The organism is Sporosarcina sp. NCCP-2222 (assembly GCF_023168145.1).
Classification (GTDB): Bacteria; Bacillota; Bacilli; order Bacillales_A; family Planococcaceae; genus Sporosarcina.
Genome location: NZ_BQYK01000001.1, coordinates 188,361 through 209,283, shown reverse-complemented (window position 1 = coordinate 209,283; position 20,923 = coordinate 188,361). Strand labels below are relative to the sequence as shown.

The window sequence follows — 20,923 nt, the reverse complement described above, 5'->3', positions numbered from 1 at the left end:
AAAAGTCGTATAAATCATGCTCATATAAAGATTAAATGTATATTGCAATGAGTGGGAGGGACAACAATGCGCGTAAATATTACACTTGCTTGCACTGAATGTGGAGAGCGTAATTATATTTCGAAGAAAAACAAGCGTAACAATCCGGAACGCCTTGAAATGAAAAAATATTGCTCACGTGACAAGAAACAAACTTTGCACCGTGAAACGAAATAATGCTCATGCCAAAACCTTCACGGGTTTTGGTTTTTTATTTCGAAATGGGGGAATAAGATAATGGGTAAGTCGGTTGCTCGAAAAGAGGTCATGAGCCTATTAAAAGAGATGGAGCGGACTGTGTACGAAAAAAAGTCTGCTGCCATTTGCAAGAGGTTCATTGAATCGGATTATTTTGCACGTGCCCATACAATTGGTGTGACACTTTCTCGTTTTCCGGAAGTGGATACGAGACCGATTATAGAAGAGGGATGGCGCTTGGGAAAACGAATTGTTGTGCCAAGATGCTTGCCGTCTACAAGAGAGATGGACTTCAGGGAAATCACATCGTTTGATTGTTTAGAGACGGTTTACATGAATTTGAAGGAACCGATCGTCGAGCAGACAATTGCAGTCGATCGTTCAAATATAGATCTCCAGATTGTGCCGGGCGTCGTATTCTCAAATGAGGGGTACCGAATCGGATTTGGCGGCGGTTACTATGACCGCTATTTGCAGGAGTTTGCAGGAGATCTTGTTTCATTGGCTTTTGCATGCCAGACAGGAAAGCGCATTCCGGTGGAATCTCATGACATTCCTGTCGATACCATTATTACCGAAGAAGGCATTATCAGCTCTGTGAGGTCGTGAATGAATATGAAAAGCTATTATGATGTTTTACAATTTCTGAAACGATTCGGCACGTTCATTTATACAGGCGATTCGCAGTCTGATCTGGAAATGATGACGGCTGAACTGAAAGAACTGCATGATAACGGTTTGATTATGAAAGAAGATTACTTGAAAGCTATACTGATCTTACGGGCTGAATTACGGAACAAATGATATATTTCCATAAAACAATTGGAAGTTTCTTGTTCGAAAATGAAACTTTTTGGAATGTATTCCGTCTATATAGACAGTGCTAGTACAAATGGTTGGATGAGTACATTAGATTTAACAAGGCTAGAAAGGAAGAGAAAGAATGAAAAAAGCAACCTGGCCCAAACATTCCGTACTCCTTATTGCTATCGTTGCAACGTGGATTACAACCTATTTTGGTTACCATACAAGCTTTAATATGTCGATTGACAATGTTATGCAAGAGTTCATACTTTTCATGAACCCGCTCAGTTTTCTTTTATTCATTTACGGAATTGCGCTTTTCATGAAGAGCAGGAAGAAACGGAACATCTATATCTTTTCAGTCAGCTTGATCACCTCGATTCTTATGTTCGCCAATGCTGTATTTTATCGTTTCTTTAGTGATTTCATAACATTGCCATTATTATTTCAAACGAGCAACTTTGGTGATTTGTCTTCCTCCGTTACAGCGAATCTTCATTGGACGGATATCTTTTTCTTTAGTGATGTGATCATCGTCCTCTTGGCTATCAAGTTTATGAAGGTGCGAGACACAGTTTCTCTGTCTTCTGGACGCAAAATCGGCAGGAAATTGTATTTTGTTGTAGCCGCTACCGTGCTGATGGTTAACCTAGGCCTGTCAGAAGCGCAACGACCTCAACTGTTGACAAGAAGCTTCGATCGCGAGCTGCTGGTGAAAAACATTGGTACCTATAACTACCATCTTTACGATTTGTTTATTCAATCCAAAACACATGCGGAACGTGCTTTGGCGGATGGCAGTGAACTGACTGAAGTAGCCAACTATATTAATGCTAATTATGCAGAGCCAAACCCTGACATGTTCGGCGTTGCAAAAGGCCGTAATGTCATTATTGTTTCGCTCGAATCCTTGCAAAACTTTGTGATTAATAATGAAATGAACGGGCATGTTGTGACGCCTTTCCTCAATGAATTGACGAAGGATCCGGATACGTTCTATTTTAATAACTTCTATCACCAGACAGGTCTTGGGAAAACATCAGATTCCGAATTTATTTTGGAAAACTCTCTGTATGGCCGCAATGGCGGAGCCGTTTTCTTTACGAATAGCGGCAATACGTTTAACTCATTATCCGAACGACTTGGCCAGAATGGGTACTTCACGAGTGTCATGCATGCGAATAACCGCAGTTTTTGGAACCGTGATATTATGTACCAGGCCCTTGGTATTCAAAAATTCTATGACGTCGAAAGTTATCAGATCGGGGAAGGTCAAGCGGTTAACTGGGGTATGAAAGACATCCCGTTCTTCGATCAATCGGTCGAAATTATGAAAGATATGCCGCAGCCTTTCGCAACGAGAATGATTACACTGACGAATCACCATCCATTCGATTTGGATGAAGAAGATATGCTGATTCCGGCATATGATTCGAATTCGAACACATTAAACAAATACTTCCAATCGGTTCGTTACATGGATGAAGCGGTGAAGACGTTCTTCGATGATTTGAAGCAGAGCGGACTTTACGACAACTCCATCATTATCATGTATGGTGACCACTATGGTATTTCAGAAAACCATAATAAAGCGATGGGTATGTACTTGGATAAAGAGCTTACACCATTTGACAATGCGGAATTGCAAAAAGTGCCGATGTTCGTCCATATTCCTGGCTACGGTAAAGGAGAAGTAATGGATGAGTTGGCGGGTCAATTGGATTTACGGCCAACTATTCTGCATCTGATTGGCATTGATACAAAAGAAGATATGCAAATGGGAGCAGACGTTTTCTCGAAAGACCATGAACCGTTCGTCATTTTCCGTGATGGCCGTTTTGTAACAGACGATGCGGTTTATGCGCATGAAGTTTGCTACGATGTCAAGACTGGAGAGCCAACGGATGAATCGGTATGTGAGCCGTATATCAAGCGGGCCACGACTGAACTCGGATATTCCGACTTGATTATTAATGGAGACTTGCTGCGATTCACCGAAGATGGCCAAGAGAAGAAGCGGTTGAACGATAAGTAAGTATTGTTTATGATCTGCACGGACTCATGCCGTGCAGATTTTTTTTACCAATTCGCGGAAGGGAGGAGGAAGAGTCTTGATAAAAAAATTCATCCCGCTTATTATTCTTGGACTCGTTCTAACGGGATGCACTAGTAAGGAAGGACCGCCTGATGTGCAGACGGATGCAGAGACGGAACTGCCAAACGAGACGGATCAAACGGCAGAAGACACCTTGCAGACATTGCAGGTCCAGCCTGGGCATTTCCAGTATGTTGTGGACTGGCTGTCGGATAGGGAAATTGTCTATGTTGAGCAAGAAGAGAATACATATGCGATCAAAAGTTTTAATCGGTTAACAGGGAAGAGTGAGTTGATTGACCGGGAAGATTCTTTTATCAATGACGTACTTGTCCATCCCTCCAAAAAATACCTTCTCATACATACGAGCGATGATTCGGATTCTGCGACAGTCAAAATTATTGCGCTGGATGGAACCGTCCTTCATCAGTTGACGATTGATTCAAAGGAACTGTCGATTGAATGGAACGATATCGATGAAAAACTTGTCCTATTAACAGCTTTTCACGATGATTGGTCATTTGACCTATTTTATTTTGATGGACACGAAGAAGAGATGACCTCAATATCACTGGAGGATCCATTTCCAAAGTGGCTCGGGACAGAACAGCTCTTAACTTTGGGTGGAAATGGAGCAGTTTCTGCCTACCATATCAAGACGGAAGAAATTTCCGCTACAGGAATTTCGGGCGTTGTCCAATTTGAAACGTATTTTGATTCACTCCTAACGATGCAGCCGGGTGAGGAGGAGAAGGTCTTGCTGGAAATGAGAAATGGAGAAGGCGAGCTGGTGGGGAAAGTCGAAATGCCTGCGGTATCCAGTTTTTCAGGTCTTGTCATGCCGGAGATGGACTGGCTGTCTGCCGATGAAGTTCGAATGAAGGTCCCCACGGCCGGTGGAAAGCTGGATGAAATGACCGCGCCCTTCCAGTTGGCAGATATCCGAAGAGGCCAAGTCAATGTATTGATGGAAGATGTACCTGATGGCCCACTACACTGTTCTCCAGCAGGGACCTACTGCCTGACCGGCTATGAGGGAGAGGACGTATTAGATCTTGCGAAGAAGGAATTGACTAAGTGGTTGGAACAATAAAAAACATCCTTCAGCGAAGAAGGATGTTTTTTCGTACCCGTCAAATCGTTCGGATGATTAATGAAGTTTCGGCGGATAACCTTGGTAAACGATTGTCGCAACGGTGAAGGCACCGAAGATGACAACTGCGGCCAAATTGAAAACAATGCTTAAAATATTGCGTTCTTTGAAGCCTTGGACTGTACCGACCACTGCCAAAATAGCAACAAGACCAAAAATAACCATTAAAATGTTCATGTAGTAGACACTCCTTTCAAACAAGAAAAAATGAATGCCGATTAGCACAATATTCCCTTTCTATTGTACTGGCTATTATGATTTTTGTCGAGGTTAATTCATGACGATTGTTTGAACTCGGTCCCCAACTTGAGTAATATGATTTTAAGAGGAGGAATTTATTCATGAAAGTACATACGTATCCGTTAGGTCCTATTCAGACGAATTGCTATATTATTGAAAATGATAAAAAGGAATGCTTGCTGTTCGATCCAGGTGAAGAAGCAGAGAAAATTGTAAAAATCCTTCAAGACGCCAAGCTGACACCGATTGCGATTTTGCTGACACATGCCCATTTCGACCATATTGGCGCAGTGGATGACATAAGAGAACATTATAATATTCCCGTGTACCTTCATAAAGCAGAGGCGGCATGGATGAATGATCCAACACTAAACGGTTCTGCGCGCTATCCAGGTCTTCCGCGTATTGTTAATCGACCAGCGGATCGCTTGCTTAGTGAAGAGGGAGAGCTGCGTGTCGGATCGTTTACGATGGAAATCCGCCATGTGCCTGGACATTCGCCTGGCAGTGTGCTTTATTCATTCCCGGAGGAACGGTTTGCAATTGTAGGGGATACACTGTTTCAGCGGAGCATAGGACGCACCGATCTACCAGGTGGCGATACAAAAACGCTCCTGGACTCCATTCATTCGAAAATACTGACGTTGGATCCGGATTGTTTCCTGTTTCCAGGACACGGATCGTATACGTCGCCGGGTGAAGAGGAAGATACCAATCCATTCTTGCATGGTTTCGAGTAAGGTGAAATAAGAAATAAAAAAAACAGCCATTTGGCTGTTTTTTTACGCGCTCATTCGTGGCCGGCACCTGGTACGTGAATGAAAGTAGCATAATAGCTGAATCCGACCATGAAAATCATCAAGTAAGCCCCGAACATGTACATATACATACGCTCAGTAAGATTCAAGTATCCAAGCAACAGGAAGAAAATCGTACTAGCGACGAAGATGAGCGATGCAGGCAACATGCCGCCTACAAAGAACATAACTGCGAATACCCCTGTCCAGAAACCACATAGTTTGAACATGTTATCCATACGTGCGTCCCTCCTTAACGTAAAACAATACAATGATCTCACCATCATTATAAAGGATACTCTCTGCAAATGTAAACTTATATCGAATGGCATTGTGACAAAATGGTGTATTCTGCTATGTTGTGCGAAAATCGGGATTTGCGCCTAAAGAGCCTCTGAAAACTTCGTTTTGGGCGATTTCAGCCCTTGATAATTCGAGTTTGCCAAATATCATTCCCTAATCCTTGGAAGACATGTATACTGATTGTGAGACGGAAAGCGATCTTTCGTCATTGAAAGAGGGGTGTTGAATGGATAACCAGCAAAATATGATTGAAAAGAAGTGCTTTCTTCTGTTGGAAACGGCCATTGGACAAGACGTGACAGATATTCATCTCGTACCCCACGATGATGAATATGAAGTAGCTTTCAAACTTGGCGTAAAACTGAAGCGGACCGGTACACTTCCCCTCCAATTAGCGGCCCGTATGATTTCTTTTTACAAATACCTCTCTTCGCTCGATATTAGTAATCGGCGAAAACCTCAAAGCGGTTCATTCCATAAACAATTCAACAATGAAAACTTCTCGTTCCGAATATCAACCATTCCATCCATACATCTCAAAGAAAGTGTCGTTATCCGCTTGCAGAAGCATGATCGCATCGTTCCAATTGACTACTTGTGTAAAGAACGAAAATGGGCTGACCAGTTGCGACATGCAGTTTCAAATGAGCAGGGCCTCGTTATGGTGACCGGTCCGACGGGGAGCGGCAAAACGACAACTATCTATTCCCTTCTGGCACATTGTGTCAATGTATTGCAACGCCATGTCATCACATTAGAAGACCCAGTCGAAAACAATCATTCCCATTTGCTGCAAATCCAAGTGAACGAACAGGCAGGCATGACGTATGCTGCTGGTTTGCGCGCTATACTTCGTCATTCGCCAGATGTCATCATGATTGGTGAAATTCGTGATGCCGAGACTGCGAAAACAGCTGTCCAAGCGGCATTGACCGGCCATTTAGTCGTCACGTCAGTCCATGCCAAAGATGCCGTCGGCTGCTTCTATCGAATGTTGGATTTCGGTGTATCTCTAGAAGAATTGAGACAAACCGTCGTTTGCATTTCCTCACAGCGATTAATTGAAACAGCGGAGCATTCTTTGACTGCCCGATTTGACATCATGGACGCTGAACAGTTGGAACGAATCAAAGAATATGTAGGGAGAGGAGGAAGAATGGTGAGACCCACAGAAAGTGAAAATGTTTTTTTGAATTACGAACCAGGCAAACCATTCGTGAAACGGTCCTAATGAAATGGAGATTCCGTAGAAAAGAGACAGTGCTTGAGAACCAAGCTGCCTTTTTACGGCGTTTGGCGGAATTATTAAATCAGGGATATACGTTCCACGACAGTATCGTCATTCTGCTTCCTCATTATGTTCGTGATTATGAACCAATCTTGATCGTAGCAGAGAATGCCTTTCGGTCTGGACTGACTGTGACCCAGGTGCTGGAAGCGATCGGCTTTAAACGCACTGTGCTTTTGCCGGTTGCGATGTCCGAAGTGGATGGAACCTTAATTATCTCTCTTATAGAACTGGCCAGGCGATTGGAGTTGAAGGAATTACGGGATAAAAGATTAAAACGGATATTAATGTATCCTGCTTTTCTTTTCATCTTTATGGCTTTCCTTCTTCTACTGTTTAGACAGTTTTTCCTTCCAAATTTTCAAGCCTTAGCACAAACACGACAAGCAGAAATGAGTTTTACTTCACTCCTGCCGCTCATAGTCGGCAAAATTCCAGATGTGCTGCTCCTTTCTTTTACCGGGATGACTGTTGGGCTTTTCATCGTTAAAAAATGGTATGCCAAACTGACACCGGGGGAGAAAATTCGGAAACTGGTAAGAATCCCGGTGATAGGTTCATTTTTGCAGAAAACGAAAACATCCGAATTGACCGGAGAGATTGGCTCGTTGCTAAGGAGTGGCCTGCCGATCCAGGAGGCGTTGGCCATATTGGAAAACCAGCGATTAGACGGATTGATTGCGGAAATGGCAAGCAAATTAAAGCAGTATCTTATACAGGGCATCCCGTTCGAACAGGCTGTCCTTTTGACTGACGGGCTAGAGTCTAATTTGGCATCTTTTGCAAAGCATGGATCAGACACCGGCCATCTTGCGGAGGAATTAATCCTCTACAGTGCCCACGCATTCGAAACGCTGGAATCAGACATCTCAAAATGGCTGGCCGTCATCCAGCCTCTCTTATTTACGCTACTTGCCATTTGCATTTTGCTCGCATACCTGGCGATATTGTTGCCGGTGTACGGAATGATTGAAACGATGTGAGGAGGAATCAGTTTTGTTTTCCAATGAAAAAGGATTTACTTTGATAGAAATGATGATCATTTCAAACCTACAAAACTATGAATGGCTCAACTACAGTATTGGTAGGGGGCAATTAGCAGTTGAGCCTCGGAGAAAATCACACAAAAACCACATTTATTTTTGGTTTAGACAAATTGGCGGAAATACTCATTAATTTTATCGTCGCTTTGCTGCTGCATCTTTTTCGTGACGTGCGTATAAATTTCTAAGGTTATATTAATATTCGAGTGTCCAACTCTCTCCATAATGACAGGCAAGTCCACACCAGCCTCCACAAGCATCGTAATATGCGTGTGTCGCAAAATATGTGTACCACTTACATCTTTAATGCCGTACGCTTTGTAGATGGCATTAAACACGCTACCGATGGTGACAGCTCGAACAGGTTGCTGATTTCTCCCCGTAAAGACTAAATCGCACCACTCTGAATTCGGATCTCGCAAGCCGATCAGCTTTTCTTTGTTGTATTGCACTTTCCTTCTCTTTAATTCTTCTGCTAACTTCTGGTTAAACGATACCGTCCGATTGGAGTCCTCTGTCTTAGGAGGCACAAATTCAAAACCACCTTCATCCGCAGCCTTCTCAAACAACGTCTTATTTACCACCAATTCACGTCTTTCCACGTCGATATCATTCCATGTGAGTGCAAGCACCTCGCCGACTCTCAAGCCTGTAGAGAGCATTGTGAGAGCAATTGGATAAGCGTTCCTTCTTCCAGAGGATTTTACCCCAGCTAAGAAGTTCTGGATCTCGTCCTTCTCAAGATATTTTTTCTTGGCATTGATAAGGAGCTGCGACTTCTTGTTAGCTTTAGGAACCACAGTATCCTTCACAATATTTTTTTCGACGTAGTCATTTTTTACAGCAAAATCAAACATTAAATTTAGCGCTGTGCGAGTACCAGCCAGGTGATGGTTAGAGATTCCAGTATCGCGTCGCTCAATCAAGTACTTTTGTATATCATTGATCTCCAGTTTACCTATTAAGTGTTTACCATGCTTATCGATAAACGATTTAAGAGCTACCATTCTAGTTTTGACAGACGAAGCTTTGACAGTTTCTTTATAAACACTCAGCCATTCATCATACACCTCTAAAACAGTTCTCTTGGCCGTTTGTCGTTCTTTCGATAATTCATCTGCTGCTTTTTGAGCGCGTCTCATCGCTTCCTTTTTTGTAGCACCACGTCGTGTTACTTGTCGGCGCTCTCCTGTTAACGGGTTAGGTGTAGCGTCCACAGTGCATACCCATTTACCATTGTCTAATGTTCGGCAATACATAATTATTTCTCCTTTCGTTCTTACAGAAACGTATGTTCTTTTAATGATTAAAAGAAAAGCCTTTTTCAAGGCTATCTTGATATTTTATTCTTTATATTTATTTGTGTTAAAATGGGTGTAGTGAGATCTAATGAAGAGAGGCTGGTGCCCATTGACTACTAAACAATTTAGAAAGAAACCTATAGTCGTATCAGCTTACCGTACAGATGAAATTGCATTCATTGAAACACTAGAAGGTACGATGAAAGCTGAAGTAGGAGATTGGATTGTTACTGGCATAAAGGGAGAACAATACCCCGTAAAGCCTGAAATATTTTTAGCAACTTATGAAGCGATTGATTAACCGTCAATCGCTTTTTTTATTGCGTCATAAGTGAATGACATTGCCCAAGTCGCACCAATACCATACAAGTTTATCGGGGTGGTGTAAGTGCTTTTAATTTTCACGGCCACTATTTTTTTCTTTAATTCAACCGCTTTATCGATTTCCCATTTACACCATTCACTTTTATGCATATTTTCTCCTACTAAAAATATTATTACGGCGCTATCAGCCATCTTGTTTTTAATAACCGTTTTTATATATATTGCATTTGAGGAATTTATTGAAACACCAACGGAAGTATCATCGAATTTGATATCGAAGTGACCATTATCGTTCTTAGACCATGCAGCCAATAGATTTTTGTGATTAGTACCTTCAATGTCGCTATGATAACTGATAAATATTTTTTTCGCCATTCTAATTACCTCCATTTTTTTTGTTATCCTCGTAATTCAACGCAGCCCAGTTAACATTTTCTTGTGAAATAACACTTTCAACACGTTCGACCAAATTTGTAAAAGAACCTTTGTTTTTATAAACGCCTGTCCTAGTTAAATACATATACTTTTCGTGTCTTAGAGTCTCGCAAATACTTCGATACTCAATCCAATTTTCATGATACTTGCCGAGTGTTAAAACGCCTTCTATACAAGTAATTACAACACCCATCAGCCCAACTACAACGGCTAAAAAGCTTAAGTTTTCAACATATCCAACAACAAAAGGTATAGAAGCAGAAATGATAATTTGTGTTATTTTCCAACCTTTATAGACTTTTTTGTGCGAAATACTTTTCTTGTCATACCAATTAATTTGTTCATCTACTCTTGAGCTAATGTACTCTTCCTCTTGCAAATAAGCTGCTCCTTTCTACCAGATATTTAAATAATTCGAAATTGAAGTCTTTATGCCATTAAATGTATCAGCAACTGTTTCATCTTTTACTCTTTTATGGAACTTAATAGTATCAATTTGGAAACCTTTTTCGCGTAAGTTGAGAATATCTACATCAAAATCAACTATACAAATCACACGAGTATCTTCCATAATATTCTTATGTAATAATGTGGATAATTCATGTAACGGAAATTTAGAATTAATAAAATCATTGGTAATCCAAACTATCGACATAGGGCAGTCATTTATCCCCTTAGTAACAGATTGTAAAATATTTTCACCAAAATCTATTTGTTGTTCGTCTACCCATACTGATGGGCCTAACCTATTTATCATTGATATTAAATCGAAAACATCCTTTTTTTGTTTGTGTGAGTAACTGATAAATATTTGGGATTTTCCATTTAATTTATTATGCCAATTATATCCTTTATCGTAGAATTCTTGTTTAATAGGAATAGCGAAAGCACCGGAGTAGATGAGTGAAAAATCTTCAAATGTGACGGATGAAATTATATCAAAACGCCTATTTTTAGCTTCATTTAATAATGTTGATATCGTGATGTTTGGAGAGTGCCAGAGGCCGGAAAGTTGGCATCTTTCTTTCAAATCCCTAATTGCCTCAATTGAATTTTCAAATACAAATGAAAAATAAAGTTCAAGTTTATAGGGGATATTATTAACATAAAAGGTAAACCCAGTAAGTGAGTCATTACCATATTCATTCAAAAGATCTTTAAACAGCGGTAAATAACTATCCCTGTAACCATAATCCCCTTGAAAAACAAATTCTTGTATGACCATTTTTCAAATTCCTCCATTATTTAAAATTAGTGCGAATTCTATTGCTGCCCTATTATTGTTTGCAGTGGATACAAGACCTAAGATACAATTTGAAAATCCTATACTATTTCATCTTATTCTCATAATTACAACTAATTATTTCATCCATTCAATCGTTCCAACTCTACCTTTATAAGCCAAGAGACCATCAACTTTATGATTAAAAATTAATTCCATTCGATAATTCGCAAATTCTTCGGTCACCAAAAAGTAGTCTGCTATATCACTGATCAGCACAGCCTCGTCTATCGAGTCGGCGTATACTTGTCCCATAAACCGTTGGGGCATTAACAAGTAAGCAGACATCCGCTTAGCCTGCTGCTCATTCTTAGCCAATACATACTTGTCCACGCTCAATTGAGGGGAGTGGTGCGCATACAGATGGCAAAACTCCTCTGCAATGAGCAGCTTCTTCTCAATTTCATTCAATCCCTCCCTGATAAAGATAAATCCTCGACGCCCACCCTTATTGCTGGGAATAGAGAAGGCTTTCAATCCTTCAACCAGCTCAACTTTATAATGTTCCAAGAAGGGGCGGTCAAGCGGCAATATCCGGATTCCATATCGCCAGCAAATGTCGTAGATGTTAATATCATCCGGGTATATATATGAAAAGTGGGAGAGTACCTTTTCGGCACGCTCTTCCCAGTAGTCATTGTGTTGGTGTCGTAGTTGCAAAAAAAATCACTGCCTTACTTTTTTATCTTCCAACCACCTAACATTTTAGGAGTTGCTAGATCAGATCCATAGATGTCAACAAAATATACCGACACAACCCCATCATACTTGCCGGAATTGTTAACCATTGTCATTACCATCTCGCCGATTTGTTCAGCAAATCTTTCTTTCTCATATTCTTTGGAGTAGTACCAGCTGTCACTGACTACAACGTCAACTATGTCCCATTCTCCATATTTAGGTGTAATGTCTACAATTACTCCATTACTAATTTCTTTCATTTCATTAATGACATCATCAAAAGCTTCGGATTGTGCTTTTGCAATTGCGTCTTCACTTGGGTAGGCAACCGTGACAGTTTTAAAAACTGCATTCTTACCACCTAAGTGGTTTTCGGAAGTCAAGTCGCCAACCATATTTTCACCTGTGTCACCATAAATATTCTTAATAGACTCAGGTTGCGGGTGATCATCAAGATTGAAACGGAACATAGTACTAGCTGCAAAATGGGCAGGCTTCCAATCAGACGGTATATCAAACGATACTTCTGCTCGTCCATCTTTCACTTTAATGAATCCACTACGGATGTTAAAATTTCCGTCAATTATTGATACTTCAAGCAAACCACCGTCAGGTATATTGGTATCAATTGTTACAGTAATTTTTCCTTTTTCAGCCTTGGCTTTTAATGTACCTTTTATGTTAAGTTGATCCTTAAGTTTCTTGTTAGCTTCTTCTTTCTTTTTTGCTTCAGCTTTTTTCTTCTCATCTTCTTTTTTCTTTTCTTCTTCAAGCTGTTTTTCTTGTTCAGCTTTTTTCTTCTCATGTTCTTTAATCTTTGCTTTCTCTTTCTCGTCTACAACTGATTTTGCCGCAGCAGTATCTTGTTTTTGAGTGAGTTTTCGTTCAACATCTGAGTTTTTTGATGGCTCAGATGTTGAAACGCCTAGAATTATAGAAAAAATAATAAGAGCAAAAGAAGAAGATGTATAGATAACGTATTTCTTTTTTGAAAAGGGTGCTTTGAGAATTAATTTTACTAACCAAAGGATAGAAAAGACTACAAACAACACAATACCTGCAGTCAACAACAGGAATGATAAAACTGCCAACAAATAATCACCTTCCAACTAATTAATTTGTCTCATGAATACAACTTAGTGAAATATTACTACTGAAATGTTAAAAATAAACGCGGATTTATCACCGCGGATATTGTTTATTGTTATTTATTAATTGAAAACACAATGGATTCAACATTCATAGAAGGTGAAAAAACGAAAATTACTTACCTTTTTCACTTTGCATATTATTACTTATTAGTAAAAAAAATTAATCTTTCAACGTGCCAAAACCATCTCCGAGATCTTCATCGTCATCTTCCAAAAACATTTTCTTCATCTTATATAGCTTGATAAGTTCTTTTACCTTGCGTTCTGGATCAGATGCCAAGTCATGCAGCATGATCGGGTGTTTTTTTAGTTCGTTGAAGAGTTCAAGTTCTTCTGATGTTAGATTGATTTCTTGACCGGCTACCACAATCGGTCGTGGGGTGTTTGAAGCTCCCAAGAGGTAATCGGTAGTGACATCATAGTATTTTGCAATGCTGGCGATCATCTCAGGATCGGGCTTTGTTTTTCCACTCTCATATCTGGAAAGTTGATAGGGGCTGACGCCTAATTTTTCAGATACGACATTTTGCTTCAAGTTTCTTCTTTCTCTAAGTGATTTCATTCTTTTACCTAATACATTTTCAGTCACATATAAGACCTCCACACCACTATTACTTCCAATATATCACTTTTGCATTAATTGCAAATATAAATTGCGTATAATGCAAACTAATAGTTGACATTGCATATATTGCAATATATACTTAAATTAATCAATTGCAGAAATTGCAAGAAAGGAGCGCTGATAATGAAGAAAGTGAACTTAAATAAAATCAAGAGATTGCGAAATAAACACAAGCTGTCTCAGGGCGACATGGCCGGTATCATTGGTTTGAGCAATCTTTATCCATATCATCGAAAAGAATCTGGCGTTCAATCTTTTACGGCAGAAGAAATTCATGCTATAGCATCCTTTTTTAAAAAGCCCGTTGAATATTTTTTTGATGACGAAATTGCAGAAAGTGCAATTTAATTAAATGCAATCCTCACACCCAGCAACAAGCCTCCGAACGAGCGGAGCAGGCCACAACCTATCCATTAAGAAGTGAGCCGCGCCAATAGGTAACGCCATGTCGTCGGGAACTTGTTGGTGGGTGTGAGAGACGAAGAGGGAGGGAGAAGAGTGTCAGGTGTCACTCTAGTAAATGCAGCAGAATTACAAGAAATCATCAGTAATGAGGTGAAAAAAGCAGTAGGCGAAGCATTGCGAGAGCGCCAACTACCAATCTTACTATCAATACAAGAGGCGGCCGACTTGCTTGGGGTTAGTTATACAACAGTTTACCGTGCCTCTAAAATTCAGGGATTTCCAGTCACGCATGATTTTGGTCACGCAAAGATCGTGACAGATCAGTTGCTGGAGTGGATTAAGATTCGGAGCAATTACGATTTGGTTTATCACTTTGGAAGTTAGGAGGATGTTCAATGAATCAACTCAAGGTTATTTCAATGGATGGTCAACTTGTCACGGAGAGTAGATTAGTAGCTGAAATGGTAGAGCAGCAGCACAAAGAATTGCTTCGTACTATCCGGAATTACATCGGAATTTTAACCGGCGCAGGATTGCGCTCGTTAGATTTCTTCATTCCACACACTTATCAGGATGCCAAGAAAGAGGTAAGGCCGTGCTTCTTAATTACTCGGAAGGGTTGCGACATGGTAGCCAACAAGATGACAGGTGAGAAGGGTGTCCTGTTCACTGCTGAGTATGTCACACGCTTTGAAGAAATGGAGAAGGAGTTACATACACCGAAGAGGCTGACACCAAAAGAACAGCTTATGGCTTCCATGCAACTAACGCTAGAGACAGCACAAGAGGTTGAAGAGATCAAAGGCAAGGTTGAGGAGTTGCAAGACAAACTGGAAAACCAATTGACATTGGATTATGGCATGCAACGAAGACTGCAAAAAGCGGTTGCAACAAGGGTTTATGCTTTGTGCGGAGATGACCAGGTAAGGCCAAAACTATTTCGGGAGCTATACCGTGAAATTAAAGATCGGTTTGGAGTTGCTTCATACAAAGATGTTCGGAGGCAGGATCTACAAGCGGCCATTTGGTATGTCGAGGCATGGATACCAAGACGAGCGGCGTAATGAGGGCCGGGGGAGGGACCCCGGCTGGTGAGAGGTCTTGTCGGTGGTTGTTGTTGCGGAGGTTTTGGAGGTCTACATCTAAAGAGTACAACAGCCCTCAATGAATGAGTATTCCAATTCGGAATAAGGGGGTGATGGAATGAAATACGGCGCAATATTAAGAGCATGTCGTGAAAGGAAAGGTTGGAATCAGGAAGAAATGGCGTTTCAGTTAAACGTCAATCAATCAGACATATCAAAGTATGAGAACGACTATAAGGAACCATTGATTTCTGTATTCCACAGGTGGGCAACAGTTACCAATTCACAAGATGTTTTGGTTGCTTATATGGCAGGAGTGGAAGGAGTTACGATCCTCGCAAATATTTTGGCGACGATGGGGACAGGTATTATTGGATTTATCAAATTAGGAGGCTTTATATGAGATTGGAAGATTACAAGTCAGAGGACATTGAAGAAGTCTTGGAGTTAAAAACAATGGCACTACAACAAATTGCTGAAATAGAACGGGCCATATGGACGGACAACGTTAATGAAGCAACAACTAGATCGGCGCATTTATATGGAGTAATGCAAAAAGTGCGGGTGCTCAAGAACAAAAAATCCGATGAAGAAAAAATGGAGTTCTTAGTAGCGAAGTTAATGTGTCAGGGAGTGAACGCTCAAGTAGTAGTTTTTGGACACAAAAAAACCGACTGACGTTGTAGCGTCAAATCGGCTGAACGGAAATGTTATTGAACCAACTATACCACAGGGGCCTTGGCTCCTGTCAAGAAGTCCATGAGAGGTAGAAGCGATTACAACCATCCTCCGTAATCTACCCCACGGCAAACTCATGGGCTTCTTGATGGGATTCAATCCATCGGAAAGGGGATGGGAAGTTGCTTACATTGCAAGATAAGTTTCAAGCATTAATTATTGCGGCACCATATTTCGTTCTCCTGTATCTAATGCTGCCGCGGATCAAAAGGAGGAAGATAAGGTGAAAAAGGCATTGAGTAACATGTGTGGTGAGTGTGAACGGGATTTCCGACCGGGCGAAATCGTCTACTACGCTTGGATCGAGAACCGGACGTTCTGCGGCAAGTGTCAGGTCAAGTTGGCGCCAGTCATTAAGGATTGGGAGCCGAGGTTAGTTAAAAAGGGCGGTGAATCGATTGGCTAAGTCATTTCAATGGGAAATTCGCTCAATGGGTGAGGAAAATCCCTACACCGTTTACACAGCAAAGGATGATGTACTGGCAGCAGTGACACAGTTCGTCGAGCAGTATCCAACTGTTAGCGTGTACTCAGTCCGTAAATCTGCTGAAATCATTCATTACGAGGAGGCGATCTGATGGACCATCCAGATATTTTGACAGCAATGGCGACAGGATATCCCCATATTGATTATCTGGATTATGAGAGATACCGGGATACGAACTTTCCCATCACTAATCATCCTGTCGAAGATTACTTCGGTTCAGAAATTTTAAAAGGTGACAAATATATCACCACGGATAGCGGCCATGTCGTGCTGGAAGATAACATTCGGGATTATTTGCAGGAAGTCGTAGGTGCAGTGTTTTACGAAGCAAAATAAAAGACCCGCTGTAGGGCAGCGGATCTGTGAGGTACTTATGAGTAATATACGTTTCCATTATACATAAGTACCTCCCCACAAATCAATAGGAGGGATTCTAGTGAGTGAATTATCAATGCAATACCAACAAAACCAACAAGGTAATGTTCTTGGACAAGCTACTGCATCACGCGAAATGGAAGAGGTAAAAGGGCAAATTTTCATGGCCCGTCAGTTTCCGCGAAATGTGTTTCAGTCCGAACAACGCATTTTAGATAACTGTAAGCGCCCCGCTCTAGCGCAAGCTGCCGTTTATAGATATCCACGCGGCGGCACGAGCGTTGAAGGTCCATCCATCAGATTGGCTGAGGTGCTAGCCCAAAACTGGGGCAACTTATCTTTCGGAATCAAAGAATTAGAACAGAAAAACGGTGAATCGGTCGCTTTGGCTTATGCGTGGGACTTAGAGACGAACGTTAGGCAAGAGAAAGTGTTTTACGTTCCCCATATAAGACACACAAGAAACGGCGCTACCAAGCTTACTGATCCGAGAGATATTTATGAAATGGTCGCTAACAATGGTGCGCGAAGATTAAGGGCTTGCATTCTAGGCATTATTCCCGGCGATATCGTTGACCGGGCGGTTGAGGAATGTAACAGAACGTTATCTGGTGCAAACAAAAGTCCGCTAAAAGACCGTTTAGCAAGAGCGCTGGAAGGCTTTAAAGAACAACATCGGGTGACACAAGATCAAATCGAAAAAAGATTCGGATATAACATAGATGCGTTTACAGAGCGCGATCTGATTGATTTGGTCCAAATTTTCAATTCACTGAAGGACGGAATGAGCAAGGTTGATGATTGGTTCGATAAAGATGCCAAGAAAAAACAGACAAGCGGTTTGGCTGAATCCTTCAAGGATGAAGGTAAAAAAGAACCGAAAGCTGGTGAGAAGAAAGAATCCAAAAAAGATGCAGAAGAGGTGAAGACAGATGACGCTGGCGAAGCCCCTGCAACTGACGCAGACGAATTACCACTCTTCTGAGGCGAACCGGGAGTACTTCTCGGTTTCCCAGTTCAAAGATTTCATGGAGTGTGAATCAAAGGCGCTCGCCAAGATTAACGAGGAGTTTGAGGAATCATATGGTAATGCGTTGTTGGTTGGCTCCTATACACACGCTGCCTTTGAAAGTGATGAAGCCTTTCGGACAATCAATGAAGAAAATTCAGACGTCATCTTCAAAAAGCGCGGCGGTGGAAAATACGCAGACTTCGAGCTGGCTGACCTGATGATCGAAACGATCAAGAACGACAAATTCGCCATGTTTGCTATGGAAGGTGAGAAGGAGATCATTCTCACTGCTGAATTATTCGGTGTCCCATGGAAATGCAAGATTGATTCTATCAATCATTCTCGCAACACCTTCACTGATTTAAAGACCACCAGGAGCCTCAAGCAACGCTTCTGGTCGGACAAGTATCAGAAGTACGTATCCTTTGTAGAGGCGTGGGATTATGTGTTGCAGATGGCCATGTATCGAGAAATCATCCATCAGAACACGGGAGCTTACTATTCCCCGTATATTGTGGCAGTCACGAAAGAGGATCCACCGGATAAAGCGGTACTGCACTTTGACGACAGCCGGTTCCAGTTTGAATTGGATTTTGTGGAGCACATGATGGATCGGTATATTGAATTAAAAGCAGGAAAAACTGCTCCTTCCAGATGTGAGAAATGCGCTTATTGCAGAAAGACAAAGCAGCTGAAAGACACTGTGGAGATTGGAGAATTGGTATGAGGGGGCAACCCCTCTCTTAAATAAAAGGAGGAATTTGTAATGGCGAGACCACAAAAGCTGGGCCTTGACTACTTTCCGTTAGACGTGGACATCGACCAGGATGACAAGATCCAGCTGGTCGAAGCCTTGCATGGAACAACTGGATTTGCAGTAGTGATCAAATTATTGATGCGAATATACAAGGAAGGCTACTACTACGACTGGACCGAAATGGAGCAATTACTATTCGCCAGAAGAGTAAATGTAGACATTAACCTACTGAATGACATAGTAAATGACTGCATTAAGTATGGGCTGTTCGACGAAAAGCTCTTTGAGAAATACAAGATTTTGACTTCGAATGGCATCCAAGAACGGTACTTCGAAGCCAGTAAACGACGCAAGAACATCACGCTGGTCAACCAATATATGTTAATTAATGACTCCAAAATAGTTAATGCGAACATTAACCGAGTAAATGTAGACATTAACGGAGAAGTAGTCGATGGAAATGATGCAGAAAGTACACAAAATAAAGTAAAGGAAAGTAAAGAAGAGGAAAGTAAACAACAACATGCAGCGGAAACAGATGTTGCAGAAACTCCTCTTCCTGAAACTCCTAGAAAAATTAATCGATCGTCTGTCGTCGTAGATTTAGGTTTTGGAGAGATCATCAGATTTTATGAAAAAAACGTAGGACCGATTATTCCTCACTTCGCTGAAGAATTTCAGCACATGGTTGACGAGAATAATTCAGAACTCGTATTACTGGCTCTTAAAAAATCCGTAGAAGCCAGACCCAAAAAGTTGATTAATTACCTGAATGGGATACTGCGGAATTGGAAAAGCAGGAATTTGAAAACAGCGAGAGATGTAGAGGCTCATGAAGCCGCGAACGAAAGGGAGGCTGCCGGTTATGGAGCAAATAGGACAAGTATTGCAGAAGATGATGGAATCCAATCCAAGATTAATGCAGCGAATGAACGACGCCAGAAACTCGCTGGCATTGGATCCAATCGAAATACTAACTGTTCCTTCTGACAAATGCCCCATGGGTAAATGCGATGGCTCGGGGTTTATCTGGATCAAGGATTGGTCAAAGCGTCATGAAAAGAACGTTATGGACGAGTGCAAAAAGGAATGCGATTGCTATCAGCAACAGCAGAAGCAGCGTGAAATTGATAAAAAGCTAGACTTGTCCGGTATCCCACCAATCTTCAGCCGGGCTACTGTCCACTCTTTTGATACTTCGCTTTACACGTCCGATGAAGATCGGAATATAGCCGAAGTTGCCAAGATAGCAGCAGTCAATTTCGTTGAGAACTATCCAATCATGAAGGAACACGGCAAAGGATTGTATCTGTATAGCCGTGTGAAAGGCTCAGGGAAGACTCGGCTGGCATCCAGTATTGCAAACGCACTGATCAAGCAATACGGAGCAGACATCGCTTTTATCAAGTCGGCGGATTTGATTAGTCAGGTGAAGAAGACATTCGGCTCTAAAGAAACGAATGCATCCGATGTGGTAGCGACGTTCCGAAAGGTCGAATTGCTAATCGTCGATGATCTGGCTTTGAAAGGCGCTACAAGCTTTGAAGAGGGCGTCATCTACGATGTCATGGACTATCGGATGGAAAATAAAAAGCCGACGATCCTCACATCGAACGTGACGATTCAGGACCTAGAAAATATCTATCCGGGCGGCCGGGTGAACAAGCGAATCAACAAGATGGCTATGGAAATTTATATGCCGGAAGAATCCATCCGGGATCAAGAAGCAGAACAGGAAAATGCGGAATTTGAAAAGATTTTATTTGGAGAATAGGAGGATGCGAAATGAGTGAAAAATTGAAGTTGATGGATAAAGTACAAGTTGAGAATATGCGTCATGCAGTAAATAGCGGCAATCGATTTTATGACGATTTCGACAATGCAAGCTGGAATGACTTGGTTGATAAGGGCTATGCAACTAAACGGCCTGGATGGGATACGGATTCAGCTTATTATATTCCGACGACGGAAGGGATAAAGGTACTCCAGGAGGCTGATTCCAATGCCTAAATGGATGCAATGCGGCAGCATATACAACGTTCAACCGACACGGGAAGTATCGGAGTCGCAGCTTAAAGCAGACTGGGACAAGCTCATGGCTAACTTGGCAGCGGCGAAAGCAAATCAAATGACTGAGGAGAGATCGGCATGATTGGAGCGAAGGTGAATCCGTCCAGAGAGACGGAGCGGGGGTATTTGATTCAGGAACTTAACAGGCTTGGAATCTATGAAACATTGAAAGGCGAGGACTTATCCAAGGTAGGTTATCATTCGTTGTTGTCCATGTTGGCGACAGCAAGGGTGG

33 protein-coding genes are annotated in these 20,923 nt (G+C 41.5%); 24 read left to right on the top strand and 9 right to left on the bottom strand.

Annotated elements, in window-relative coordinates; all coding sequences use genetic code 11:
- Positions 1-66 precede the first annotated feature (66 nt).
- The 5 genes from rpmG (at position 67) to NCCP2222_RS01200 (ending at position 4,229) form a co-directional block, all read left to right on the top strand.
- The gene (rpmG, locus tag NCCP2222_RS01220) at positions 67-216 is read left to right on the top strand and encodes a 50S ribosomal protein L33 (RefSeq protein ID WP_041075181.1); all 150 of its coding nucleotides are present in this window, start codon (positions 67-69) and stop codon (positions 214-216) included.
- Positions 217-276: 60 nt separating this feature from the next.
- Positions 277-846, top strand: coding sequence for a 5-formyltetrahydrofolate cyclo-ligase (locus NCCP2222_RS01215; protein ID WP_248508845.1), 570 nt, complete (start codon positions 277-279; stop codon positions 844-846).
- On the top strand, positions 847-1,041 hold the full coding sequence (locus NCCP2222_RS01210) for a YqgQ family protein (RefSeq protein WP_375709143.1): 195 nt from the start codon (positions 847-849) through the stop codon (positions 1,039-1,041). It begins immediately after the preceding gene.
- A 139-nt stretch (positions 1,042-1,180) separates the two neighbouring features.
- Complete coding sequence (locus NCCP2222_RS01205; RefSeq protein WP_248508843.1) at positions 1,181-3,076, top strand: LTA synthase family protein; 1,896 nt, start codon at positions 1,181-1,183, stop codon at positions 3,074-3,076.
- Positions 3,077-3,152: 76 nt separating this feature from the next.
- Complete coding sequence (locus tag NCCP2222_RS01200) at positions 3,153-4,229, top strand: YqgU-like beta propeller domain-containing protein (protein ID WP_248508841.1); 1,077 nt, start codon at positions 3,153-3,155, stop codon at positions 4,227-4,229.
- A 57-nt stretch (positions 4,230-4,286) separates the two neighbouring features.
- Here NCCP2222_RS01200 and NCCP2222_RS01195 read toward each other — a convergent pair whose 3' ends face one another.
- Positions 4,287-4,466: a DUF2759 domain-containing protein gene (locus NCCP2222_RS01195; RefSeq protein ID WP_184210157.1), complete on the bottom strand. Its 180-nt coding sequence runs from the start codon at positions 4,464-4,466 to the stop codon at positions 4,287-4,289.
- Positions 4,467-4,630: 164 nt separating this feature from the next.
- On the opposite strand from NCCP2222_RS01195, the gene NCCP2222_RS01190 reads away from it, so the two are divergent.
- Positions 4,631-5,269, top strand: a complete 639-nt coding sequence (locus NCCP2222_RS01190) for an MBL fold metallo-hydrolase (RefSeq protein ID WP_248508839.1) — start codon at positions 4,631-4,633, stop codon at positions 5,267-5,269.
- Between the two features lie 50 nt (positions 5,270-5,319).
- Here NCCP2222_RS01190 and NCCP2222_RS01185 read toward each other — a convergent pair whose 3' ends face one another.
- Positions 5,320-5,565, bottom strand: coding sequence for a DUF2626 domain-containing protein (locus tag NCCP2222_RS01185; protein WP_238081958.1), 246 nt, complete (start codon positions 5,563-5,565; stop codon positions 5,320-5,322).
- Between the two features lie 290 nt (positions 5,566-5,855).
- On the opposite strand from NCCP2222_RS01185, the gene comGA reads away from it, so the two are divergent.
- Genes comGA through NCCP2222_RS20835 form a run of 3 tightly spaced genes read left to right on the top strand, consistent with a single transcriptional unit; the run spans position 5,856 to position 8,093 of the window.
- Positions 5,856-6,860 (top strand): competence type IV pilus ATPase ComGA, encoded by a 1,005-nt coding sequence (gene comGA / locus NCCP2222_RS01180; RefSeq protein ID WP_248508836.1) that lies wholly within the window; start codon positions 5,856-5,858, stop codon positions 6,858-6,860.
- Positions 6,860-7,900, top strand: a complete 1,041-nt coding sequence (comGB, locus tag NCCP2222_RS01175) for a competence type IV pilus assembly protein ComGB (RefSeq protein ID WP_248508833.1) — start codon at positions 6,860-6,862, stop codon at positions 7,898-7,900. Before comGA ends, comGB begins: the two co-directional genes overlap by 1 nt.
- Positions 7,887-8,093 (top strand): prepilin-type N-terminal cleavage/methylation domain-containing protein, encoded by a 207-nt coding sequence (locus NCCP2222_RS20835; RefSeq protein ID WP_375709142.1) that lies wholly within the window; start codon positions 7,887-7,889, stop codon positions 8,091-8,093. Before comGB ends, NCCP2222_RS20835 begins: the two co-directional genes overlap by 14 nt.
- On the opposite strand, the gene NCCP2222_RS01170 is transcribed toward NCCP2222_RS20835, so the two are convergent.
- Positions 8,065-9,219 carry a tyrosine-type recombinase/integrase gene (locus NCCP2222_RS01170; protein ID WP_248508831.1) on the bottom strand — a complete coding sequence of 385 codons (1,155 nt, stop codon included), beginning with the start codon at positions 9,217-9,219 and terminating at the stop codon, positions 8,065-8,067. The genes NCCP2222_RS20835 and NCCP2222_RS01170 overlap by 29 nt on opposite strands.
- 151 nt (positions 9,220-9,370) lie before the next feature.
- Between NCCP2222_RS01170 and NCCP2222_RS01165 the strand changes: the two genes are divergently transcribed.
- Positions 9,371-9,562 carry a hypothetical protein gene (locus tag NCCP2222_RS01165; RefSeq protein ID WP_248508829.1) on the top strand — a complete coding sequence of 64 codons (192 nt, stop codon included), beginning with the start codon at positions 9,371-9,373 and terminating at the stop codon, positions 9,560-9,562.
- On the opposite strand, the gene NCCP2222_RS01160 is transcribed toward NCCP2222_RS01165, so the two are convergent.
- The 6 genes from NCCP2222_RS01160 to NCCP2222_RS01135 all read right to left on the bottom strand — a co-directional run bounded on the left by NCCP2222_RS01160 (position 9,559) and on the right by NCCP2222_RS01135 (position 13,723).
- On the bottom strand, positions 9,559-9,960 hold the full coding sequence (locus NCCP2222_RS01160; RefSeq protein ID WP_248508827.1) for a TIR domain-containing protein: 402 nt from the start codon (positions 9,958-9,960) through the stop codon (positions 9,559-9,561). The two genes, NCCP2222_RS01165 and NCCP2222_RS01160, sit on opposite strands and share 4 nt — an antisense overlap.
- A gap of 1 nt (position 9,961) precedes the next feature.
- Positions 9,962-10,399 (bottom strand): DUF4231 domain-containing protein, encoded by a 438-nt coding sequence (locus NCCP2222_RS01155; protein ID WP_248508825.1) that lies wholly within the window; start codon positions 10,397-10,399, stop codon positions 9,962-9,964.
- Between the two features lie 15 nt (positions 10,400-10,414).
- The gene (locus tag NCCP2222_RS01150; RefSeq protein WP_248508824.1) at positions 10,415-11,245 is read right to left on the bottom strand and encodes a toll/interleukin-1 receptor domain-containing protein; all 831 of its coding nucleotides are present in this window, start codon (positions 11,243-11,245) and stop codon (positions 10,415-10,417) included.
- Positions 11,246-11,380: 135 nt separating this feature from the next.
- The gene (locus NCCP2222_RS01145; protein ID WP_248508821.1) at positions 11,381-11,962 is read right to left on the bottom strand and encodes an ImmA/IrrE family metallo-endopeptidase; all 582 of its coding nucleotides are present in this window, start codon (positions 11,960-11,962) and stop codon (positions 11,381-11,383) included.
- 14 nt (positions 11,963-11,976) lie between these two features.
- Positions 11,977-13,074 (bottom strand): hypothetical protein, encoded by a 1,098-nt coding sequence (locus NCCP2222_RS01140; RefSeq protein WP_248508819.1) that lies wholly within the window; start codon positions 13,072-13,074, stop codon positions 11,977-11,979.
- A gap of 220 nt (positions 13,075-13,294) precedes the next feature.
- The gene (locus NCCP2222_RS01135) at positions 13,295-13,723 is read right to left on the bottom strand and encodes a helix-turn-helix domain-containing protein (RefSeq protein ID WP_248508817.1); all 429 of its coding nucleotides are present in this window, start codon (positions 13,721-13,723) and stop codon (positions 13,295-13,297) included.
- Positions 13,724-13,882: 159 nt separating this feature from the next.
- Here NCCP2222_RS01135 and NCCP2222_RS01130 point away from each other — a divergent pair, with 159 nt between their 5' ends.
- From NCCP2222_RS01130 to NCCP2222_RS01065, 14 genes are all read left to right on the top strand, one after another.
- Positions 13,883-14,107: a helix-turn-helix transcriptional regulator gene (locus NCCP2222_RS01130; protein WP_248508815.1), complete on the top strand. Its 225-nt coding sequence runs from the start codon at positions 13,883-13,885 to the stop codon at positions 14,105-14,107.
- Between the two features lie 150 nt (positions 14,108-14,257).
- Positions 14,258-14,548: a helix-turn-helix domain-containing protein gene (locus NCCP2222_RS01125; protein ID WP_248508813.1), complete on the top strand. Its 291-nt coding sequence runs from the start codon at positions 14,258-14,260 to the stop codon at positions 14,546-14,548.
- A gap of 11 nt (positions 14,549-14,559) precedes the next feature.
- The gene (locus NCCP2222_RS01120; RefSeq protein ID WP_248508809.1) at positions 14,560-15,228 is read left to right on the top strand and encodes a Rha family transcriptional regulator; all 669 of its coding nucleotides are present in this window, start codon (positions 14,560-14,562) and stop codon (positions 15,226-15,228) included.
- Between the two features lie 139 nt (positions 15,229-15,367).
- Complete coding sequence (locus tag NCCP2222_RS01115; RefSeq protein ID WP_248508808.1) at positions 15,368-15,652, top strand: helix-turn-helix domain-containing protein; 285 nt, start codon at positions 15,368-15,370, stop codon at positions 15,650-15,652.
- The gene (locus tag NCCP2222_RS01110; protein ID WP_248508807.1) at positions 15,649-15,927 is read left to right on the top strand and encodes a hypothetical protein; all 279 of its coding nucleotides are present in this window, start codon (positions 15,649-15,651) and stop codon (positions 15,925-15,927) included. Before NCCP2222_RS01115 ends, NCCP2222_RS01110 begins: the two co-directional genes overlap by 4 nt.
- 295 nt (positions 15,928-16,222) lie before the next feature.
- The gene (locus NCCP2222_RS01105; RefSeq protein ID WP_248508805.1) at positions 16,223-16,393 is read left to right on the top strand and encodes a hypothetical protein; all 171 of its coding nucleotides are present in this window, start codon (positions 16,223-16,225) and stop codon (positions 16,391-16,393) included.
- Entirely contained in the window at positions 16,386-16,565 is a 180-nt protein-coding gene (locus tag NCCP2222_RS01100) for a hypothetical protein (RefSeq protein ID WP_248508803.1), read from the top strand. Before NCCP2222_RS01105 ends, NCCP2222_RS01100 begins: the two co-directional genes overlap by 8 nt.
- Positions 16,565-16,810, top strand: coding sequence for a YqaI family protein (locus NCCP2222_RS01095; protein WP_248508801.1), 246 nt, complete (start codon positions 16,565-16,567; stop codon positions 16,808-16,810). The genes NCCP2222_RS01100 and NCCP2222_RS01095 overlap by 1 nt, the downstream gene beginning before the upstream one ends.
- A 100-nt stretch (positions 16,811-16,910) precedes the next feature.
- Positions 16,911-17,834: a hypothetical protein gene (locus tag NCCP2222_RS01090; RefSeq protein ID WP_248508799.1), complete on the top strand. Its 924-nt coding sequence runs from the start codon at positions 16,911-16,913 to the stop codon at positions 17,832-17,834.
- Positions 17,782-18,588, top strand: coding sequence for a PD-(D/E)XK nuclease-like domain-containing protein (locus NCCP2222_RS01085; RefSeq protein WP_248508797.1), 807 nt, complete (start codon positions 17,782-17,784; stop codon positions 18,586-18,588). The genes NCCP2222_RS01090 and NCCP2222_RS01085 overlap by 53 nt, the downstream gene beginning before the upstream one ends.
- Before the next feature lie 39 nt (positions 18,589-18,627).
- The gene (locus NCCP2222_RS01080) at positions 18,628-19,608 is read left to right on the top strand and encodes a Lin1244/Lin1753 domain-containing protein (RefSeq protein WP_248508795.1); all 981 of its coding nucleotides are present in this window, start codon (positions 18,628-18,630) and stop codon (positions 19,606-19,608) included.
- A complete protein-coding gene (locus tag NCCP2222_RS01075) occupies positions 19,493-20,392 on the top strand; it encodes an ATP-binding protein (RefSeq protein WP_248509755.1) in 900 nt (299 codons plus the stop codon). Before NCCP2222_RS01080 ends, NCCP2222_RS01075 begins: the two co-directional genes overlap by 116 nt.
- An 11-nt stretch (positions 20,393-20,403) precedes the next feature.
- Positions 20,404-20,628, top strand: coding sequence for a hypothetical protein (locus NCCP2222_RS01070; RefSeq protein ID WP_248508793.1), 225 nt, complete (start codon positions 20,404-20,406; stop codon positions 20,626-20,628).
- Complete coding sequence (locus NCCP2222_RS01065) at positions 20,621-20,770, top strand: hypothetical protein (RefSeq protein WP_248508791.1); 150 nt, start codon at positions 20,621-20,623, stop codon at positions 20,768-20,770. The genes NCCP2222_RS01070 and NCCP2222_RS01065 overlap by 8 nt, the downstream gene beginning before the upstream one ends.
- Positions 20,771-20,923 lie beyond the last annotated feature (153 nt).